Origin of the sequence: Streptomyces lunaelactis (assembly GCF_003054555.1) — a bacterium.
Taxonomy (GTDB): domain Bacteria; phylum Actinomycetota; class Actinomycetes; order Streptomycetales; family Streptomycetaceae; genus Streptomyces; species Streptomyces lunaelactis.
Genome location: NZ_CP026304.1, coordinates 5079825 through 5096974, shown reverse-complemented (window position 1 = coordinate 5096974; position 17150 = coordinate 5079825). Strand labels below are relative to the sequence as shown.

Below are 17150 nucleotides of genomic sequence, written 5' to 3'. Positions count from 1 at the left end.
CTGATCGACCGGACAGGCCCTAACCTTCGTTCGCGGCCTTCACGAGCGCGTCCTTGGTCACGGCGCCGACATAGACCGTGCCGTCGTCCGTCATCAGGGCGTTGACCAGGCGGGTCTTGAAGACCGTGCCCGAGCCGAACTTCCCCTCGACCTTGTCGCCCAGCGCGTCCAGGAACTTCTGTGCCTCCGGCGGCACATCGCCGTCCTTCGGCGCGCTGAGGCCCTGACCGCCGGGGACCTCGATCTTGGCGATGGCGTTCCAGCCCTCGCCGATGACGTTCAGACCCTCGAAGTCCTCGGCGCCCTTGAACTCCTCGTGGTCCTTGGCGCCCTTCTCCTGCTTCACCTCGTCGCCCTCGGTCACCTTCGCGCCCTTGGGCGGGGTGAAGTCGAACGTGGAGGCGGCCGGCCTGGAGAAGTCGATCTTCGTGAAGCCCACGTCGATCGCGGCCTTGCCGCCGCTGCTCGGGGTGAGCGTGAACTTGAGCGGCACGCCGTTCTTCGCGTCCACCGCGACCTTGATCGAGCCGATCGTCGAGCCGCTCTGCTTGGGCTTGATGACCAGCTGGTACGCGTCGCGGCCGGCCACCTGTGCCGTACCACCGACGGTCACCGATGTGGTGTCGTCCGCGGCCTTGAGCGCCTCCTCGGCCAGCTCCTTGGGCGTGGTCGGGAGGTCCTTGGGGGTCTCGTGCTGCCGGCCGGGGCCGTCGGTCCGGCCGCCGTCCTTGGTGTGGAAGGCCTCGTTCGAGGCGCTGTCGTACGCCCAGACCTCGTCGCCGTTGTGGATCATGCTGTACTCGGCGGTGTCCTCCAGGATGGACACCTTCTGCTTGTCGGGGCCGTCGGCCGCGACCCGCAGGGTGTGCGAGCCGGAGGCCAGCTCCATCAGCTTGCTCTCGGGGGAGGCGGAGGAGCCCGACCCGTCGCCGTCGCCGCCCTTGGGGACGAAGGAGCCGCCCAGGCCGCCCAGGGACGGTATGCCGAGGTCGGTGTTGACCTTCACCGTGCCGGAGAGCTGCTGCGTGTCCGAAGCGGCCATCTTCTCGATGAGTTCCTGCGCGCTGATCTTCGGCAGATCGGGGTCACCTGAGGCAGCGAGCGCCGGGACGAGCCCGATGGTCGCCGCCGCCACTCCGGCCACCGCGACCGGGACGAAGTAGCGCGCTGCCTTGCGGCGGCCCGCTGCGAGGTCCGTGGCCTCTTCGGTGGTCTGTGCGCTGTCGTTCGGTGCCATGGTGTGCCCTACCTCCGTGGTCCGCGGCCGTCCGTATGCACTCGTCCACCCTGTGCCGCCATTCTCACCCGAATTGGTCCGAGTGGTCAGGAGTGGTGTATTCATCTGACCAAATCGGCCCCGCAGAAGCGTCAGACCCCGGGCCCACGTTCGCGTACTGCTCTGGGATGACAAAAGGGCGCGGCGCCTCCCCCAACCCGTAGGGGAAGCGCCGCGGGCCGAGAGGCGGTTCAGCCGGTCACTTCTGGATGAAGACGTAGTCGGCGCCGTACGGGACACCGACGATCGCGCCCTGGTCGCAGCTGCCTGCCGGGGCGACGCCGCCCACGGTGTTCAGCCGGAAGATCTCCTGGGTCTGCGCGAACAGCCCCCGCTTCTCGCCGGACTGAGTGGCCTTCAGATTCAGCTCGGGGATGTTCTTCTCGCCGTTCGGCGTCTTGGTGATCAGCGCGCCGGTGACGGCGCTGTGGTCCTGGGCGATCCACTGCGGCGTACCGGAGTTGGGCGCGATGAAGGAGTGGGCGATGTTCCCCGCGAGCACGGCCCGCACATCGCGCTGCTGGAAGGAGAACTTGCCGTCGTCGCCCTTCTTGCACTCGTAGATCTGCTTGCCCTTGACGACGGAGGCCTGGAAGTTGTCGAGCGCGTCGCCGAAGCCGAAGGAGCCCGTCACCTTGTGGAACTGGCCGCGGACCGCGCCGCCCGGGAACTCGGCCGTGTGCAGATTGGCGTAGAAGCCGTTCGGGGCGGCCTTGAAGGCGTCGAGCACGGCCTTGTCCTTGACCTTGACCGTGCCGGCGACCGCGCCGGTCCAGCCCTTGCTCTTGGTCTTGCCCTTGCTGAGCAGCTCCGTGAAGTCGATCTTGATGCCGCCGTTGGCGCCCTTCGCGCCCTGGTGGATGTGGAGGGCGGTCGGCCTGTCCGTGCCGCGGAACTTCACAGCGACGGACACCTTGTCCCCCTTGACCTTCACAAGCTCCAGCGCGGTGCCGTCGCGGTCACCGACGGCGGGTCCGCCCTGGACCGGTACCTCGTTCGCACCGTTCAGGCTCGCCACGAAGAGGGAGGCGCCGCGGTCGGAACCGCTGCTGTCGGAGCCGCTGCTGTCGGCGGCGAAGGCCGGCAGGGCGGCCAGGGCGACGCCGGCCGCGGCAGCGACGGCGGTGGTACCGATAAGCATGGTCTTGGTGCGCTTCATTACGAAATCTCCCCGTACGCGATGCCAACGCCCACTGCGTCAGCTTCCGGGCATGAGTACGGAGTGGATCCGAGGCTGGACTCAGTCCAAGAATGTGACCTGCATCACAAGCCGCAGAGTGATCCGAATGGCGCCCCGGCCGTGGGTATCGGGCCGTTCGGAGGGGCTGGGCCGGTCAGCCCGCGCGGTGGACCACCGCGTCGCAGAGCTCTTCCAGAGCGGCCTTGGCATAGCACTCGGGCAGCGGAGCGAGCATCGCCCGCGCCTCCTCCGCGTACCGCACGGTGTCCCGCCTGGCCTGCTCCAGCGCCGGGTGGACGCGCAGCAGCCGCAGCGCCTCGGCGTGCCGGGTGTCGTCCGTGAGATCCCCGTCGATCAGGGCGACGAGCTCCAGGTCCTCGGGCCGTCCGTGCGCCGCCGCCTGCGCGCGCACATGCAGCACCGGCAGCGTCGGAATGCCCTCGCGGAGATCCGTGCCGGGGGTCTTGCCCGACTCGTGCGAGTCGCTGGCGATGTCGAGTACGTCGTCGGCGAGCTGGAAGGCCACGCCGAGCCGCTCCCCGTACTGGGTGAGGATGTCCACGACACCCTCGTCCGCGCCCGACATCATCGCGCCGAACCGGCCCGAGACCGCGATGAGCGAGCCCGTCTTGCCGCCGATGACATCGAGGTAGTGCTCGACCGGGTCGCGGCCGTCGCGGGGCCCCGCGGTCTCCAGGATCTGGCCCGTGACCAGCCGCTCGAAGGCCTCCGCCTGGATGCGTACGGCCTCCGGGCCGAGATCGGCCAGAATGTGCGAGGCCCGCGCGAACAGGAAGTCGCCGGTCAGTACTGCGACGGAGTTCCCCCAGCGGGCGTTGGCGCTGTCCACGCCGCGCCGCACCTCGGCCTCGTCCATCACATCGTCGTGGTACAGCGTCGCGAGGTGCGTGAGCTCGACGACCACGGCCGAGGGCACGATTCCCGGCGAGTAGGGGTCACCGAACTGGGCCGCGAGCATCACCAACAGCGGCCGGAAGCGCTTGCCCCCGGCGCGGACAAGATGCCGGGCCGCCTCCGTAATGAAGGGCACCTCGCTCTTGGTGGCATCGAGGAGCCCTGCCTCGACAGCCGCCAATCCGGTCTGGACATCGGCCTCAAGAGCCTGGTCCCGCACGCTCAGCCCAAATGGCCCGACGACGGTCACGAGGGGATCTCCTGTCTGCTGACGATCACACGGATTGTCGATGTGTCGCTGGAATCACTCAAGTCAGCGTATCCGGTCGCCTTTCGATCGCCATGGGCGCCTTCCCGCCTCCCCCGGTATGTTCGTGATCAGTAGATACGACCATGCGTAGCCCTTTTGCCAGGAAGCTGCCGTCATGCGCATCCGCACCGATTTCCCGTACGAGACCGCCCACGAGGACGTCCGTATCCCCCTTGCGGACGGTACGAAGCTGTACGCGCGTATCTGGCGGCCGCTCACCGACGAGCCCGTACCTGCCCTGCTCGAGTATCAGCCGTACCGGCTGAGCGACTGGACCGCGCCGCGCGACCGGCAGCGCCATCCCTGGTACGCGGGGCACGGCTACGCCTCCGTACGAGTCGACGTCCGCGGACACGGGAACAGCGAGGGCCTGCCGGGCGACGAGTACGACACGACCGAGCTCGCCGACGGGGTCGAGGTCGTCAACTGGCTGGCCCGGCAGCCGTGGTGCACCGGCCGGGTCGGCATGTTCGGCATCTCCTGGGGCGGTATCGACGCCCTGCAGATCGCGGCGCTCGCGCCCGAGCCGCTGAAGGCCATCGTCACCGTCTGCTCGAGCGACGACCGGTACGACAACGATGCCCACTACATGGGCGGCTCGGTGCTCGCCGTCGACATGCACGCCCGCGCCGCCGCCCTGCTCGCCCTCGTCGCGCGACCGCCCGACCCGCTGTTCGCCGGCGACGAGTGGCGCGAGCTGTGGCTGAAGCGGCTGGAGGCCGTCGCCCCCTTCGTCCACACCTGGCTCGCCCACCAGATCCGCGACGACTACTGGAAGCACGCCAGCGTCTGCGAGGACTACTCGGCGATCGACGCGGCGGTCCTCGCGGTGGGCGGCTGGCACGACCCGTACCGGGACACGGTCCTGCGCCTGGTCGAGCACCTGCCGCCCGATCGCGTACGGGGACTGATCGGGCCGTGGCCGCACCAGTACCCCGACCGGGGGCGGCCGCCGGGACCGGCGATCGGCTTCCTCCAGGAGACCCTGCGCTGGTGGGACCACCATCTGAAGGGCATCGACAACGATGTGATGGCCGAGCCGCTGCTGCGCTCCTGGATCAGCGAGTCGCACCCGCCCGCGACCGGCTACCCCGAGCTGCCGGGACGCTGGGTCGGCGACACCGCCTGGCCGTCGCCGCACATCACCCCCGTGCCGTACGCGCTCCAGGGCGCGCCGGTGATCGTCGACTCGCCCCAGCACACCGGTCTGGACGCGGGCCGCTTCCTCCCGCTCGGGAACGACGCCGATCTGCCGCCGGACCAGCGCGAAGAGGACGCCCGCTCGGCCTGCTTCGAGTTCCCGGTCACCGGCGACCCCATCGAGATCCTCGGCCGCCCCCGGGTGACCCTGCGGCTGCGCCTGGAGGTGCCCCACGGCCAGGCCGCCGCCCGGGTCTGCGACGTCGCCCCCGACGGATCGTCGACCCTGGTCACCCGCGGCGTCCTCAACCTCTCCGCCCGCCACGGCCGCGAACGCGCCAACGCCTGGCCGCTCGGCGCGACCGAGGACGTGAGCTTCGAGCTGAACGGCATCGGCCACACCTTCCCGCCGGGCCACCGCATCCGGCTCGCCGTCTCCTCCGCGTACTGGCCGTGGATCTGGCCGGGGACCGACTCGGCGGGCTTCACCCTCGACCCGGCGGGCTCCCGCCTGGAACTCCCCGTACGCGAACACACGGACGAGAAGTTCGTCTTCGAGGAGCCGGAGCAGTCCGAGCCGCTCGGCGTCAGCGTCCCCGCCACGCTCGACGAGCAGCGCCCGGAGCGGCTGATCACCAGGGATGTCGCCAAGGGCGAATGGAAGCTGAAGGCCGACCCGCGCTACGGCGGCACCCGCGTCCACCCGGACGGTCTCGAATGCACCGAGGACGCCCTGGAGACGTACACGATCCAGGAGAGGGACCCGCACTCCGCGCACACCCGCTCCGACTGGACGATCCGGCTGCACCGGCCGGAGCTGGCCTGGGACGTACGGATCGAAACGCGCTCCGAAATCACCTGCGACGCGGCCGGCTTCATCACCTCCGACGAGGTGGTGTGCCGGCACGGCGAGGAGATCGTCTTCCACCGCACGTGGGAGAAGCGCATCCCGCGCATGGCGGGGTGAGAGAGCCGGCCGGGCGCCCTGCCCCGGCGGGACAACGTCCACGTAACGTGTCACTCACACCCGTGGAAAGCGAGGCAAGCACCGATGCCCGAGCAGAGCCCGCTCGACCTGGCCGAGGGCGATCCCTTCGGCCCGCACAACCTCCCGTACGGCGTCTTCACCACGGCCGACGAGCCGGACCGCCGTCGGCTCGGCGTCCGCATCGGCAGCCACGTACTCGACGCGGGAGCGGCGGCGTACGCCCTCGGCTCCCCCTATGCCGCGCTCCTCGCGCAGCCGAGCCTCAACCCGCTGCTGGCCGCGGGCCGTACCGCCTGGCGCGATGTACGCCGCGCGCTCACCGCCTGGGTCACGGTGCCCGCCCACCGGCCGGACATCGAGCAGCTCCTGCACCCGATCGGCTCGGTCACGCTGCACCTGCCGTACGAGGTGGCCGACTATGTCGACTTCTACGCGAGCGAGCACCACGCCACCAACGTCGGCAGGATCTTCCGGCCGGACGGGGACGCGCTGACGCCCAACTGGAAGCATCTGCCGATCGGTTACCACGGCCGCGCGGGCACCGTCGTCGTCTCCGGCACGGACGTGGTGCGCCCCTCGGGCCAGCGAAAGGCCCCGGCCGACGCCGCTCCCGTCTTCGGCCCGTCCGTGAAGCTCGACATCGAGGCGGAGGTCGGCTTCCTCGTCGGCACCCCCTCCGAGCTGGGCACTCCGGTCGCCATGGGCGACTTCCGCGAGCATGTCTTCGGGCTCTCGCTCCTCAACGACTGGTCGGCACGCGACATCCAGGCCTGGGAGTACGTGCCGCTGGGCCCGTTCCTCGGGAAGTCCTTCGCCACCTCCGTGTCCCCGTGGGTGACCCCGCTGGAGGCCCTGGACGCGGCCAGGACCTCGCCGCCGGCCCGGGACTTCGACCTGCTGCCCTACCTCGACGACTCGGCCGAGGAGGAGCCGGGCGGCCTCGATCTGCGCATCACCGTGGCGATCAACGGCCATGTGATCGCGGAGCCGCCGTTCGCCACCATGTACTGGACGGCCGCCCAGCAGCTGGCCCATATGACGGTCAACGGCGCCTCGCTCCGTACGGGCGACCTCTTCGGCTCCGGCACGGTCAGCGGCCCGGAGGTCCACCAGCGCGGCTCGCTTCTCGAGCTCACCTGGAACGGGCGCGACGCGCTCGAACTCCCGGAGGGCAAGCGGACCTTCCTGGAGGACGGCGATGTGGTGACCATGACCGCGTGGGCGCCGGGCCCGGACGGCGTCCGGGTCGGTCTCGGCGAGGTCACCGGCCGCATCGTACCGAGCGCCGCGTGACGACCGGACTCGCCCTGCCCGAGGAGCTGTTGCTGCTCGCCCTCGACCCGGTGACGGGCCGTCGGCACGTCAACAGGCGCTACCTCCAGTACGGTCTGGCCGGCGCCGCCCTCGCCGAGCTGGAGCTCCAGGGCAGGGTCGCCGAGACACGCGGCAAGGTGACGGTGGTCAATCCACTGCCGCCGCAGGACCCGCTGTCGGCGCAGATCCTGGCGAGCCTCCCGGCCCCGGGCAAGAGCCGGTTCGGCGACGGCATACGCGCCCGGTCCTGGGTCAGGCGCACCGGGCGGGACATCGAAGAGCTGTGCCTGCACCACCTGGTACAGCGCGGTGCGCTGCGGATGGAGACCCGGCGGTTCCTCGGGCTCTTCCCGTACCACCGGTACCCGGCGGCGGCCGAGGACTGGTCGGCGCCGGCGCGGGGGCGCTACGCCGAGTCGGTGGCGGCCGGATTCCCTGACCGCCGCAGCCGGCTGCTGGCCGCCTTCACCTCGGCGATCGGTCTTGCCGCGGTGCTGTATCCGGGACTCGGGTCCTGGCGGCAGCTGGGCGCGCTGCGCGTTCTCGTACGGGAGGAATGGGCACCGTACGCGGTGCACCGTGCCGTGGAGCAGGACAAGACGTCGGGGAGCGGTAGCAGCTTCGGGGGCAGCGACGGAGGCGGCGGGAGCGACGGAGGCGGGGGCGGGGGCGGCGACTGACGGCCCCTGAGCTCCCCTGGTGGCAGATCTTTCCCGCCGACCAGCTGCCGCGTCAGTGCGCGATGGAGTCGATCAGATCGCGTGCGCCCTGGCGGAGCAGGGCCACGGCGACGGAGGTGCCCAGCGTGGCCGGGTCGAGGGGGCCGGCCCATTCGTGGGCGTTGAGGACAGTCTTGCCGTCAGGGGTGAACACGCAGGCCCGCAGGGACAGGTCGCCACTGCGTTCGGCCGTGGCGTAGCCGGCGATCGGGCTGTTGCAGTGGCCTTGGAGGACGTGGAGGAACATGCGCTCCGCGGTGGCCTCGCGGTGGGTGTCGGGGTCGCCGAGGCCGCTGACGGTATCGATCAGGTCGGTGTCGCCTTCGCGGCACTGGAGGGCCAGGATGCCCGCGCCGATCGGCGGGCACATCACCTCGGCCGACAGGATCTCGGTGATCACATCCGTGCGGCCGATGCGTTCCAGCCCGGAGAGAGCCAGGAGCAGTGCGCCGGCCTCGCCGGCAGCGAGCTTGTCCAGCCGGCGGTTGGCGTTGCCGCGCATCGGGACGCAGTCAAGATGCGGGTGGGAGGCGGCGAGTTGGGCGATGCGGCGTACGGAGGAGGTGCCGATCCTGGTTCCGGCCGGGAGCTGATCGAGGGTGAGCCCGTCGGGGTGAATGAGGGCGTCGCGGATGTCGTCGCGCTTGAGAAACGCCGCGAACGTCGTGCCGGCCGGCAGCGGCCGGTCGGCGGGCACGTCCTTGACGCAGTGCACCGCCAGATCCGCCTCACCGGCGACCAGGGCCGCGTCGACCTCCTTGGTGAACGCCCCCTTCCCCTCAACCTGGGAGAGGTCGCCCATCCACTTGTCGCCGGTCGTCTTGACCGGGATGACCTCGGTACGGATGCCCGGGTGGAGCACGGCCAGTTCGGCGCGCACACGCTCCACCTGGGCGAGCGCCATCGGCGAGTCGCGGGAGACGATGCGGATCAGCTCAGGGGTGGACATGGCCTCCACGATAGAGCGTCAGATCCGCGCTCCCACCCCCGGACCGGACGCCCATCTCAGCGGTGTGAAAGGCAAGTTGGCCCTTTCGGGCAGTTGTGCGAGGAAACTGCCGACGCGCCCCTGGTGGCCGGCGGGCCGGATGGCCTGCGGCAACAGGTCGTCGACGACATACGGACCGCCCGGCTCCAACAACTCGATCAGATCGGCGAGCCGGTGGAACGTGCCCGGCCGGCAGTCGACGTACGCGAGTGAGAGGCGAGGGCCGCTGTAGGTGTCGAGCCGGCGCCCCGCATCGGCCCCCTCGCAAACGACGCGCGGGTCGGCGCCCAAGTGCAGGGGTGCGTGGGGGCCTTGTCCCGTTCCCGCCGGATGCGCTGAGCCGACCCGCGAGAGTCCGTCCCATGGAAGCAGCGATGGGCGTCGAGCCCGAGGCCTCGAAGCCCAGCTGGGTAGTCCCGCCCGAGGGCGGCTGGACCGCCGACGACCTGGACCGGCTTCCGAATCTCCCTCCGCACACCGAGCTGATCGACGCGAGCCTCGTCTTCGCTACTCCGCAGACCCTCTTTCACTCGCGTGCAGTCGGCTTCTTCAGGCGGCAACTGGAGTCGGTCTCGCCCCAGGATCTGGAAGTCGTCGCGCGATTCACCATCGACATCGACAGGCAGAACAGGCCGGAGCCGGATGTGGTCGTCGTGCGCGGGGATGCCATCGAGAGGTCGGAGCAGACACGCTTCCCGGCAGAGTCCGTGCTGATGGCCATCGAGGTCGTCTCCACCGAATCCCGGACCCGGGACCGGGAGACCAAGCCGGTGAAGTACGCCCGGGCCAAGATCCCCCACTACTGGCGAGTGGAGAACAACGAGGGCCGCGCCGTGGTGTACGTCTTCGAGCTGGAGCCTGCCACGGGCCAGTACACCAGCACCGGGATCTTCCACGACCGGATGAAGGTCTCCGTCCCCTTCCCCGTCGATCTCGACCTGTCCCAGATCACGCCACGGCGGAGGCAGACCGCCGAGCAGTAGCCGGTCGCATGCGAACGGCCCGGCACCTCACCGAGGTGCCGGGCCGGGCGTCATCCGATGGCCGTGTGGCCGGACCAGCACGTGCCGACGCTGCTGTTGACGATGCTGAACATGTTGGTGGTGCTGAGTGCGGCGTTGCTGCTTCCGGGGTGGATGACAGCGACTGCCGTCGGCGGAAGTCGCCTGGACTGCAAACATGCTGGGTCGCTCCATCAGTTCAGCCGCTCAGATCCGCAACAAGGAAACGAGAACCCTGACGTCAGGAACTCTGACGCGAATGGATCACGATCTCTGATAGCCCCTGGTGACCGCCCCTACGCCACCAACCGCCCGGCCGACCGGGCCGCCGCCCCAAAGGAAACCGCCGAGGACGGACCACGCCCGCTCGCGCAGGCGGAGCTGGCGGCAAGCCGGCTCACGGAACAGGAGACGGCCGCAGTTGAGTACGTGAGTATGCCGACGGACAACACCCTGGAAACCTTCGCGGACATCAAGAGGGTCTCCGCGACTCCGGCGCCCTGCCAACCGGTCGCCGACGCGATCAATCGCGGCCGCCCGGACGGCCCCACGTCCTATGCGGACGTGAGCTACTCGGAGAAGGACTCGGCACTGGTTGCCGGCTACATCAGCCTGTCCAGCGATTCGGCGGCCGGATCCGAGAAGTTCTTCGACGCGGTGAAGTCCTCACTAGAGCAATGCGATCGGCTCACAGTGACGGGCCGGTACGGAGACACCATCACCATAACGATCACATTGGGGCCGTCAGACACCGTCGGCGACGAGTCCATCAGCTTCACCACGTCCTCCACATGGAAAATGCCGGGCGAGGACGGCTACGCCAGTCGCTCACATGGTTTGAAGTGGCAGGCGTGGCCCGTTGGATGATCTGATGCTCGGGTGTTCATGGTGACCTTTCTGCGTGAGTTCCAGTCCTGGTATTGGAACTGCGACTTCGACGATGCCGAGCTGCAGGCCGCGTTCGACGCCACCGACGCGGCGACGACCCCCGACGAGTTTCAGCGGGCGTTCCTGGCGTTGCTGCGCAGCGAGGACACCGTCGCCCGCGGTACCGCCCTGGACTTCTTCGACCGCGCCGCCGCCACCAGCCGGTTCGGAGAGGCCAACCCGTTCGAGCCCTACCGGGAGGAGGTCCTCGCGGTCGCCCGAGAAATGCTCCGTCGCCCGCCCCGGCCGGGCGACGACATCGCTTTCGAGGGCGCTGACCACGCCAGCGCCCTGCTCGCCCTCAAGAACGACGCGGATCCCGAGGACGCCGAGGCCGTCCTCGCCGTGCTGCGGCGCCGCCCGGATGGCGAACTGCTGTACAACGCCTTGGGCACAGCAGGCACCGTCCTCGCAAGCTCCGAGGCCCTCGACCCCCGGCTGGTCGCGCTGATCGGTGAGATGGCGTTCGACCGCTCGCTGGACATCGACGACCGGCGCGAGGCGCTCAGCGCGCTGCGCGGCGCGGCCGGCGAGGAGGTGACCGCGCTGCTGGTGCGCGCGACCGGCGAGGACGACTACCGCTTCCAGCAGGAGGCGGCGTGGGCGCTGTCGATCGGTGAGCGGTTCTACGCCCACCGCGCCCTGCTGGAACGTCTCGACGCCTCCTGGCCGGACGGCGAGCGGGGCTTCGAGGCGAGTGAAGTCCGTGAGGCCCTGGGCCCCGGCCCGCACAGCACCTACTGGCGGGGGGCCGACCCCGGGAGCCCGGGGCTGCTCCAGGTCCATCGCGAGATGCGCACCCCCACCAGCAAACGAGCTCACCGGCAGGCGTTTCGGACCATGCTGTACAGCGGGCTCGTCCCGATGGTGGGCATCGCGCTCGACCACTTCTGCGACAGCGACGGTCTCGCCCGGTTCGACCTGGACGTTGAGGCGTTCCGCCCCAACGTCCTCACTCTCGCTCGCCACCTCCTGACGCTGTCGCCGTCATCGGCGATGGCCAGCCCGGAGACCGGCGCCGGCGCCAGCCACGCCAGCGCGCTCGACGTCCTGGCGCTGCTCGCCGAGCCCGAGGACGCCGCGCTGCTCGCTGCCGCGCTCCGGCGCCGTGACTCTGCACCGCTGGTCCGCGAGCGCGCGCTCCGCGCAGCGCAGGACTGCCTCCACCGGTGGGACGAGCCGGACGACCGAGTCGTCGACGCTCTGGAAGAGCTCATCTTCGACCCCTCGGCCGCCATGGATGAGCGCACGCTCGCCGCCATCGCCCTGTTCGACGTGCCCGGGCCGCAGGTCACCGCCGTGCTCCTGCGCGCCGCCCACTCCAGCGTCCTGCCCGTCCAGGTGGAAGGCGCGCTCGGCCTCACCTCCGACCACCTGATCGACCAGCACCGCGACCTCGTGCGCGGTCTCGTCGCATCCTGGCCCGACGGAGACGACGAACCCGACCGGGCCTGGCTCGTCCGCGTCGCGCTCAGGGACTGATGGTCAGCGCGGGTTCCAATGTTCCAAACCCCCTGCTCGATGGCCCTGCCATCACGTCCGGTCCGGGCGGCAGGGCCGCACGGGGCGATAGCCAGCAGGGTCGAGCTTGGCGAGCTCGGTGTCGACTTCGACGTTGATCGTGCCGAAGAAGTTCACGTTCTCACTGTGGGCCGGGGAGATGTGGGCCAGGTAGACAGCCTCAAGGTCGGACCGATCTGGGCAGTCGGACCTCCGTGCTTTCTCAGCTGGCGTGAAGGATCCGAAAGCGATCGGGTTCCGCCGGATCCCGATCAACGACTTGGATTGGCGTCCACGCCCATTGCCAAACGCTGATGCCTGGCGTGCGGGAGAACTGGATCTGCCCGCGGGTGCCTTCGACTGCAACGCGCGGCCAGGATTCGGCAGTGCGCGCCCGGTCCGCGCCGTGAGAACGCAGCACATCGGCAAGGACGGCGACCGTGTCGTAGCCCTCGAAGGCGACGAAGGAGGGCGCTTCGGCCAGCCGCTCGCGGAGGGCCGTCTCGACTCGTGCACCGAGTGGGCTGAGTCGCTCGGGCAGGTAGCGCAAGAACGGGATCGCGGCGCTGTCGTCGCCCAGCAACGTCGCCCATTCGGCGAACTCCGGTTGCCCCGCCGGAGCACCGATCATGATCTCGGCGAGGCGCTGGTCGCGGCGGACAGACTTGACGATCGTCACTGCCGGCTCCGGGTGGCCGACCAGAAGAAGGAGGGCTGTCGCGCGATTGTCGACGAGTTCGTCGCACACGGCCGTGGGGGCGAGCGCGCGCATGTCGAGTTCGATGACGGTGCCGCCACGTGGAGCGAGGTAGTCCCGCAGAATGCGGGCCCCAGATGCCCAGTAGACACTCGACTCGGTTGCTACGGCGATTCGACTGTGGCCCGTGCTGAGGAGGAAGTCTGCGTAGATCTGCCAGCCGTGGGACTGCGCCGGGGCGAGGCGCGCGACCCATTCCGTTGGCTGTTCGGTGAGCGCGTCGAGAACCGCTGACGAGCAGAGGAACGGCAGGCCGAGGGCGTCGGCCCTGGCGGCAGCGGCGCGAGCGACGACGCTGTGATACTCCCCCGCCAAGGCAGCCACGCCCAGGCGAGCCAATTCATCTACGGCCGCCGCGGCCCTCTGTGGATCAGCCGCGGTGTCTCGGACCACCAGCTCGAGTGGTCTTCCGACGATCCCGCCGGCGTCATTGACTTCGCGAACGGCCAGCTCGAGTCCAGCGAGCAAGTGTTGGCCCGCCTCGACCCAGCCAGGCCGAGTCAGCGGAACGAGAGCGCCGATCTGGACGGATGATCCGTCAGCCCGCTCCGCTCCAAGTGGCGATGGTGGCGTATTCATGCGTTGGCGTCTCCCATGTGACGATTGGCCGGGTAGTACGCGTTCATCTCATCTCGCCGTGGCGCACCTGGGTGACCATGCCGGACATTGCATCCACCACCATCGACAACAGGCAACCGATTATTTATTCGCACACCGGCCCCTCGGCGTGCGTCCACGCCTGCCCGTGCAGGAACGTGCGGAACCTCCGCCCCCACTCCGGGGCCTCGAACGGGTGGTAGCCGTAGGCGTCCCGGATCTCCCAGGCGTGCTCGTACGCGGTCTTCGGTCGCTCCGTGTACCGCTTCACGCACGACGGGTCCTTGATGCCCAGCTGCGCGGCCAGGTGCTCGACCACCGACCACGGCACGTCCAGCGGATCGTCCACCAGGAACCGGCCCACGTACCGGACGGTGCCATTGATCCCCGAGGCCGTGCTCAGTACGGGGGCGGGGAGCACGGTCGCAACGACCCGCCCCACCATCCGCTCCGGTCACAAGACGGTCGTCGCTGCCCTCGCCCCCGACGGCACCCCGCTCGCCGTGGGCCACTACCACCCGGCAAACGGCACTACCGAGATCGGCGGCATCGCTTTCGCGTTGGAGGCGGAGACGGAGACGGAGACGTACGTGGGCGTAGACGGTGGCGGTGACGCCGATGTGCGCGTGGCCGAGCAGCTCCTTGATCACAACGAGTTCGACTCCCTGTTCCAGGAGGCACGACAACAAGGAGATCAGCCAGGTCTTCACCACCTTCGCGGCCCACGCTCGGCCGGGCGCGCTACTCGTACTGTGCTCCCCCGTCGCCCCGATCACCCGGACCGAGCCGACCACCGCCACGGTCGACACCCCCAGGGGACACGCCACGGTCACCATCCGCCACGCGTGGGACCTGCGCACCCAGATCAACACCATGCACCGGCACTGGGTGCTCCCCACGGGCGACGAGGCCCAGGACGAGATCCACAGGCGTGTCCTGTTCCCGCAAGAGCTGGAACGCTACGCGGAGGGCGCCGGCTTCGAGATCCTGGACATGACCGACGGCACAGGGGCAGGGCTCTCCGGCCCGACCGCGTACACGGTGGCCCGAAACACCTGGAGATGACCAGCGGGGCGGAAAACGACGTGATTGCTGGCCGGGGCCACACCGGTCCTCGTCCGTAACTCCAATATTTCGATGGATGAGGCCCTTGATCGCGCCACGGGACATGTCGGTGACCATGCAACGGTGGTGCGGTCCGGCAGTGGCGCTGAGGTCGAGCGGGCCCAGCAGGCCCAGAAGGTGTGCCAAGCGGACCACGGTCCCCCCAGGCACAGCTACGACCGGATCGGCCCCGTAGTCCTAGCTCGGACACCAGGGAACAACCAATTCGCCAGTAGCTCTTGGTGGGCCAGATCTGCCGTTTCCCGCCGCCGTGCGCCTCGTTGGGCTGATCGGGTGATACCTGAGTGGTCGGCGAAAAGGGGCGGGTGTGCGTCAAGAGTGGTCGCCGGAAGATGTGGTGGCGTGCTGGACGCTCGTGGACGGCGACTGGGACTTGGTGGCGAACAAGACCGGGCCGCCCTGCTATGACCGTCCCGGGTCACCGGCACTCGGCCGGCGAAGTTGCCCGCTCTGAGGGAACACCCTGACATGCCGCGTGGGGCAGCCGGCGATCCGGCTGCCCCACGCCGCTGTTCGCTTCGCTGTTAGGCGATGTGGCGGATCCGGCGGATGGCGAGGAGGGCCAGGAGCACCGCAAGGGTGAGGAAGATGCCGGTCTCGATACCCTGAAATGCCCAGAACCGGTCGCCAGGCTGGTAGAGCTGCCAGTTGGAGGAGCCGGGCCCCAGACCCCGCTCGGCCATCTCCCTCATGCACGAACTGGCATCGGTGGCAGGCGGGCAGCCTACCGAGGCGTTCTCCAGCACGAGTTTCCCGTCTGCGTCGCGCAGTCCTTGGCTGAGGACCCAGTCGTGGGAGGCGGGGTTCGGTCCCTGGGTGCTCGCCAGGCCGTACGTCAGGGTCTTGGCGGACATGTAGTGGTCTCGGGCCAGGGTTTCGACAGCGATGCGCACGACGGCGAATCCGGCGAGGGTGATGGCCATGGCGGGCAGGACTCGACGCGAGAGCGTGCCGGCGAAGATGCCCAGCGCCACCGCGAACAGGGTGTAGCCGATCGGCGCGATGCCCTGCACGTCGAACCAAAGGTAGCCGAACCGACCGTTGCCATTGGCCGCCATGGGTGCGTACCACCAGGACACTCCCAGCGCGTACAACACGGCGAGGAGGATCGTGACAGCTCCGACCAGGCCGAACTTGACGAGCGCCCAGCGCAGGCGACCCACTCCCTGGGTCCATACGAACCGGTGGGTGCCGTGTTCGACCTCGCGGGAGATTAGTGGCGCACCGAAGAACAGCCCCACCAGCAGCGGCAGGATCACGAAGAGGATGCCGACGAATGACAAGGACTTGAACTGGTTACGGAACTGCGTGCTCAGCGCGTTGCAGCTGTCCACGGCCGCGTTCGCGGCCAGCGGGTCCGTGCCCAGCTTGGCCAGGCACGAGGCCAGTCCGGAGTCGTCGAAGACCTCGTGCATCCGCAGACCGGTGGGAACCATGAGTGCGGCAAGTGCGGCCAGTCCGATCACGGCGAAGAGGGCCTGCTTGCGGTGCTGCTTCCAGGTCAGCCAGATCATGCGGTCACTTCCGATACGGTGCGGGCCGTCCGCGTGCCGGCGTGGAGGTAGGCCACGACGAGGTCTTCGAGAGCCACCTCGCGCTGAGTCCAGCTGGGGTCGTTGATGGGAGGGCCCTGGGTGCGCACGAGCAACGTGGACTGGCGGTCGGTGTGGCTGGCGCTGATGACCTTCGCCACGCCCGGAAGCGTGTCGGGCTCGGTGCGCGGGCCGACCAGCGTTCGGTGCTCGTCGAGCAGGTCGTCGATCGGGCCAGCCAGCTGGACGTGCGCCTTCTGCAGCACGATCAGGTAGTCGCAGACCCGTTCCAGATCGGCCACCAGATGTGAAGACAGAAGGACGGTCGTATCGCTTTCGCTGACCACGCCCATCAGAGCCTGCATGAACTCGCGTCGGGCCAGGGGGTCCAAAGCCGCGACCGGCTCATCGAGCAGCAACAGACGAGGACGCTTGGCCATGGCCAAGGTCAGGGCTACCTGAGCGCGTTGCCCGCCGGAGAGCTTGCCGACCGGCTTTCTGAACGGAATGTCGAGCTGAGCGATCCGGTCGCGGGCGAAGGCAGCGTCCCAGCGGCGGTTGAGCTTGCCGCCCAGAGTGATGAGATCCGTGACGGTGAAGTCGCGGTAGAGAGGGGTGTCCTGGGCTACGAACCCGATCTCCGGCAGTACCTCGGTGTTGTCGCGCGGATCCTGGCCGAAGACGCGCGCCCATCCCGCGTCGGGCCGCAGCAGGCCGACGGCCAGATGCAACAGGGTGGACTTACCCGCACCGTTGGGCCCGACCAGCCCGGCGATCCGCCCTGTAGGCAGCCGCAGTGAGCATTCCTGGAGCGCCCAGCTGCGTCCGTAACGTTTCCCGAGCGCGCTGGTCTCCAATGCCATGTCCGTCATGTCTGCTCC

14 protein-coding genes and 3 pseudogenes are annotated in these 17150 nt (G+C 69.3%); 7 read left to right on the top strand and 10 right to left on the bottom strand.

All coding sequences use genetic code 11. The annotated features are described in order from the left end of the window. Nucleotides 1–19: 19 nt before the first annotated feature. From SLUN_RS23540 to SLUN_RS23530, 3 genes are all read right to left on the bottom strand, one after another. Nucleotides 20–1237 carry a LolA family protein gene (locus SLUN_RS23540; protein WP_108151397.1) on the bottom strand — a complete coding sequence of 406 codons (1218 nt, stop codon included), beginning with the start codon at nt 1235–1237 and terminating at the stop codon, nt 20–22. 238 nt (nt 1238–1475) lie between these two features. After that, nucleotides 1476–2435: a CHRD domain-containing protein gene (locus tag SLUN_RS23535; protein WP_108151396.1), complete on the bottom strand. Its 960-nt coding sequence runs from the start codon at nt 2433–2435 to the stop codon at nt 1476–1478. A 175-nt stretch (nt 2436–2610) separates the two neighbouring features. Next, the gene (locus tag SLUN_RS23530; protein WP_108151394.1) at nt 2611–3621 is read right to left on the bottom strand and encodes a polyprenyl synthetase family protein; all 1011 of its coding nucleotides are present in this window, start codon (nt 3619–3621) and stop codon (nt 2611–2613) included. Between the two features lie 175 nt (nt 3622–3796). Here SLUN_RS23530 and SLUN_RS23525 point away from each other — a divergent pair, with 175 nt between their 5' ends. The 3 genes from SLUN_RS23525 (at nt 3797) to SLUN_RS23515 (ending at nt 7803) form a co-directional block, all read left to right on the top strand. Continuing rightward, the gene (locus tag SLUN_RS23525; RefSeq protein ID WP_108151392.1) at nt 3797–5788 is read left to right on the top strand and encodes a CocE/NonD family hydrolase; all 1992 of its coding nucleotides are present in this window, start codon (nt 3797–3799) and stop codon (nt 5786–5788) included. 84 nt (nt 5789–5872) lie between these two features. After that, nucleotides 5873–7102, top strand: coding sequence for a fumarylacetoacetase (gene fahA / locus SLUN_RS23520; protein ID WP_108151390.1), 1230 nt, complete (start codon nt 5873–5875; stop codon nt 7100–7102). After that, nucleotides 7099–7803, top strand: a complete 705-nt coding sequence (locus SLUN_RS23515; RefSeq protein WP_108151388.1) for a GOLPH3/VPS74 family protein — start codon at nt 7099–7101, stop codon at nt 7801–7803. Before fahA ends, SLUN_RS23515 begins: the two co-directional genes overlap by 4 nt. Before the next feature lie 52 nt (nt 7804–7855). On the opposite strand, the gene hemC is transcribed toward SLUN_RS23515, so the two are convergent. Then, nucleotides 7856–8791 carry a hydroxymethylbilane synthase gene (hemC, locus tag SLUN_RS23510; protein ID WP_108151386.1) on the bottom strand — a complete coding sequence of 312 codons (936 nt, stop codon included), beginning with the start codon at nt 8789–8791 and terminating at the stop codon, nt 7856–7858. An 18-nt stretch (nt 8792–8809) separates the two neighbouring features. Further along, nucleotides 8810–9121: a hypothetical protein gene (locus SLUN_RS23505; RefSeq protein WP_108151384.1), complete on the bottom strand. Its 312-nt coding sequence runs from the start codon at nt 9119–9121 to the stop codon at nt 8810–8812. A gap of 83 nt (nt 9122–9204) precedes the next feature. Between SLUN_RS23505 and SLUN_RS23500 the strand changes: the two genes are divergently transcribed. The 3 genes from SLUN_RS23500 (at nt 9205) to SLUN_RS23490 (ending at nt 12240) form a co-directional block, all read left to right on the top strand. Next, nucleotides 9205–9813 (top strand): Uma2 family endonuclease, encoded by a 609-nt coding sequence (locus tag SLUN_RS23500; protein WP_108151382.1) that lies wholly within the window; start codon nt 9205–9207, stop codon nt 9811–9813. A gap of 81 nt (nt 9814–9894) precedes the next feature. Continuing rightward, entirely contained in the window at nt 9895–10698 is an 804-nt protein-coding gene (locus SLUN_RS39575) for a hypothetical protein (RefSeq protein ID WP_159100311.1), read from the top strand. Nucleotides 10699–10710: 12 nt separating this feature from the next. Beyond that, entirely contained in the window at nt 10711–12240 is a 1530-nt protein-coding gene (locus SLUN_RS23490) for a hypothetical protein (RefSeq protein WP_108151378.1), read from the top strand. Between the two features lie 241 nt (nt 12241–12481). Here SLUN_RS23490 and SLUN_RS23485 read toward each other — a convergent pair whose 3' ends face one another. From SLUN_RS23485 to SLUN_RS42425, 3 genes and pseudogenes are all read right to left on the bottom strand, one after another. Then, nucleotides 12482–13594, bottom strand: a complete 1113-nt coding sequence (locus SLUN_RS23485; RefSeq protein ID WP_108151376.1) for an ABC transporter substrate-binding protein — start codon at nt 13592–13594, stop codon at nt 12482–12484. A 136-nt stretch (nt 13595–13730) separates the two neighbouring features. Then, nucleotides 13731–13988: pseudogene (locus SLUN_RS23480) on the bottom strand (DUF4158 domain-containing protein); the annotation flags it as partial. Between the two features lie 196 nt (nt 13989–14184). Further along, a pseudogene (locus SLUN_RS42425) lies at nt 14185–14304 on the bottom strand (tyrosine-type recombinase/integrase); the annotation flags it as partial. Here SLUN_RS42425 and SLUN_RS23470 point away from each other — a divergent pair. Further along, nucleotides 14291–14677: pseudogene (locus tag SLUN_RS23470) on the top strand (SAM-dependent methyltransferase); the annotation flags it as partial. The pseudogenes SLUN_RS42425 and SLUN_RS23470 overlap by 14 nt on opposite strands. Before the next feature lie 584 nt (nt 14678–15261). On the opposite strand, the gene SLUN_RS23460 reads toward SLUN_RS23470, so the two are convergent. Together SLUN_RS23460 and SLUN_RS23455 are read right to left on the bottom strand one after the other, a co-directional pair. Then, a complete protein-coding gene (locus tag SLUN_RS23460; protein ID WP_108151374.1) occupies nt 15262–16251 on the bottom strand; it encodes an ABC transporter permease in 990 nt (329 codons plus the stop codon). Beyond that, nucleotides 16248–17141 carry an ABC transporter ATP-binding protein gene (locus SLUN_RS23455; RefSeq protein ID WP_108151372.1) on the bottom strand — a complete coding sequence of 298 codons (894 nt, stop codon included), beginning with the start codon at nt 17139–17141 and terminating at the stop codon, nt 16248–16250. The genes SLUN_RS23460 and SLUN_RS23455 overlap by 4 nt, the downstream gene beginning before the upstream one ends. Nucleotides 17142–17150: the final 9 nt, after the last annotated feature.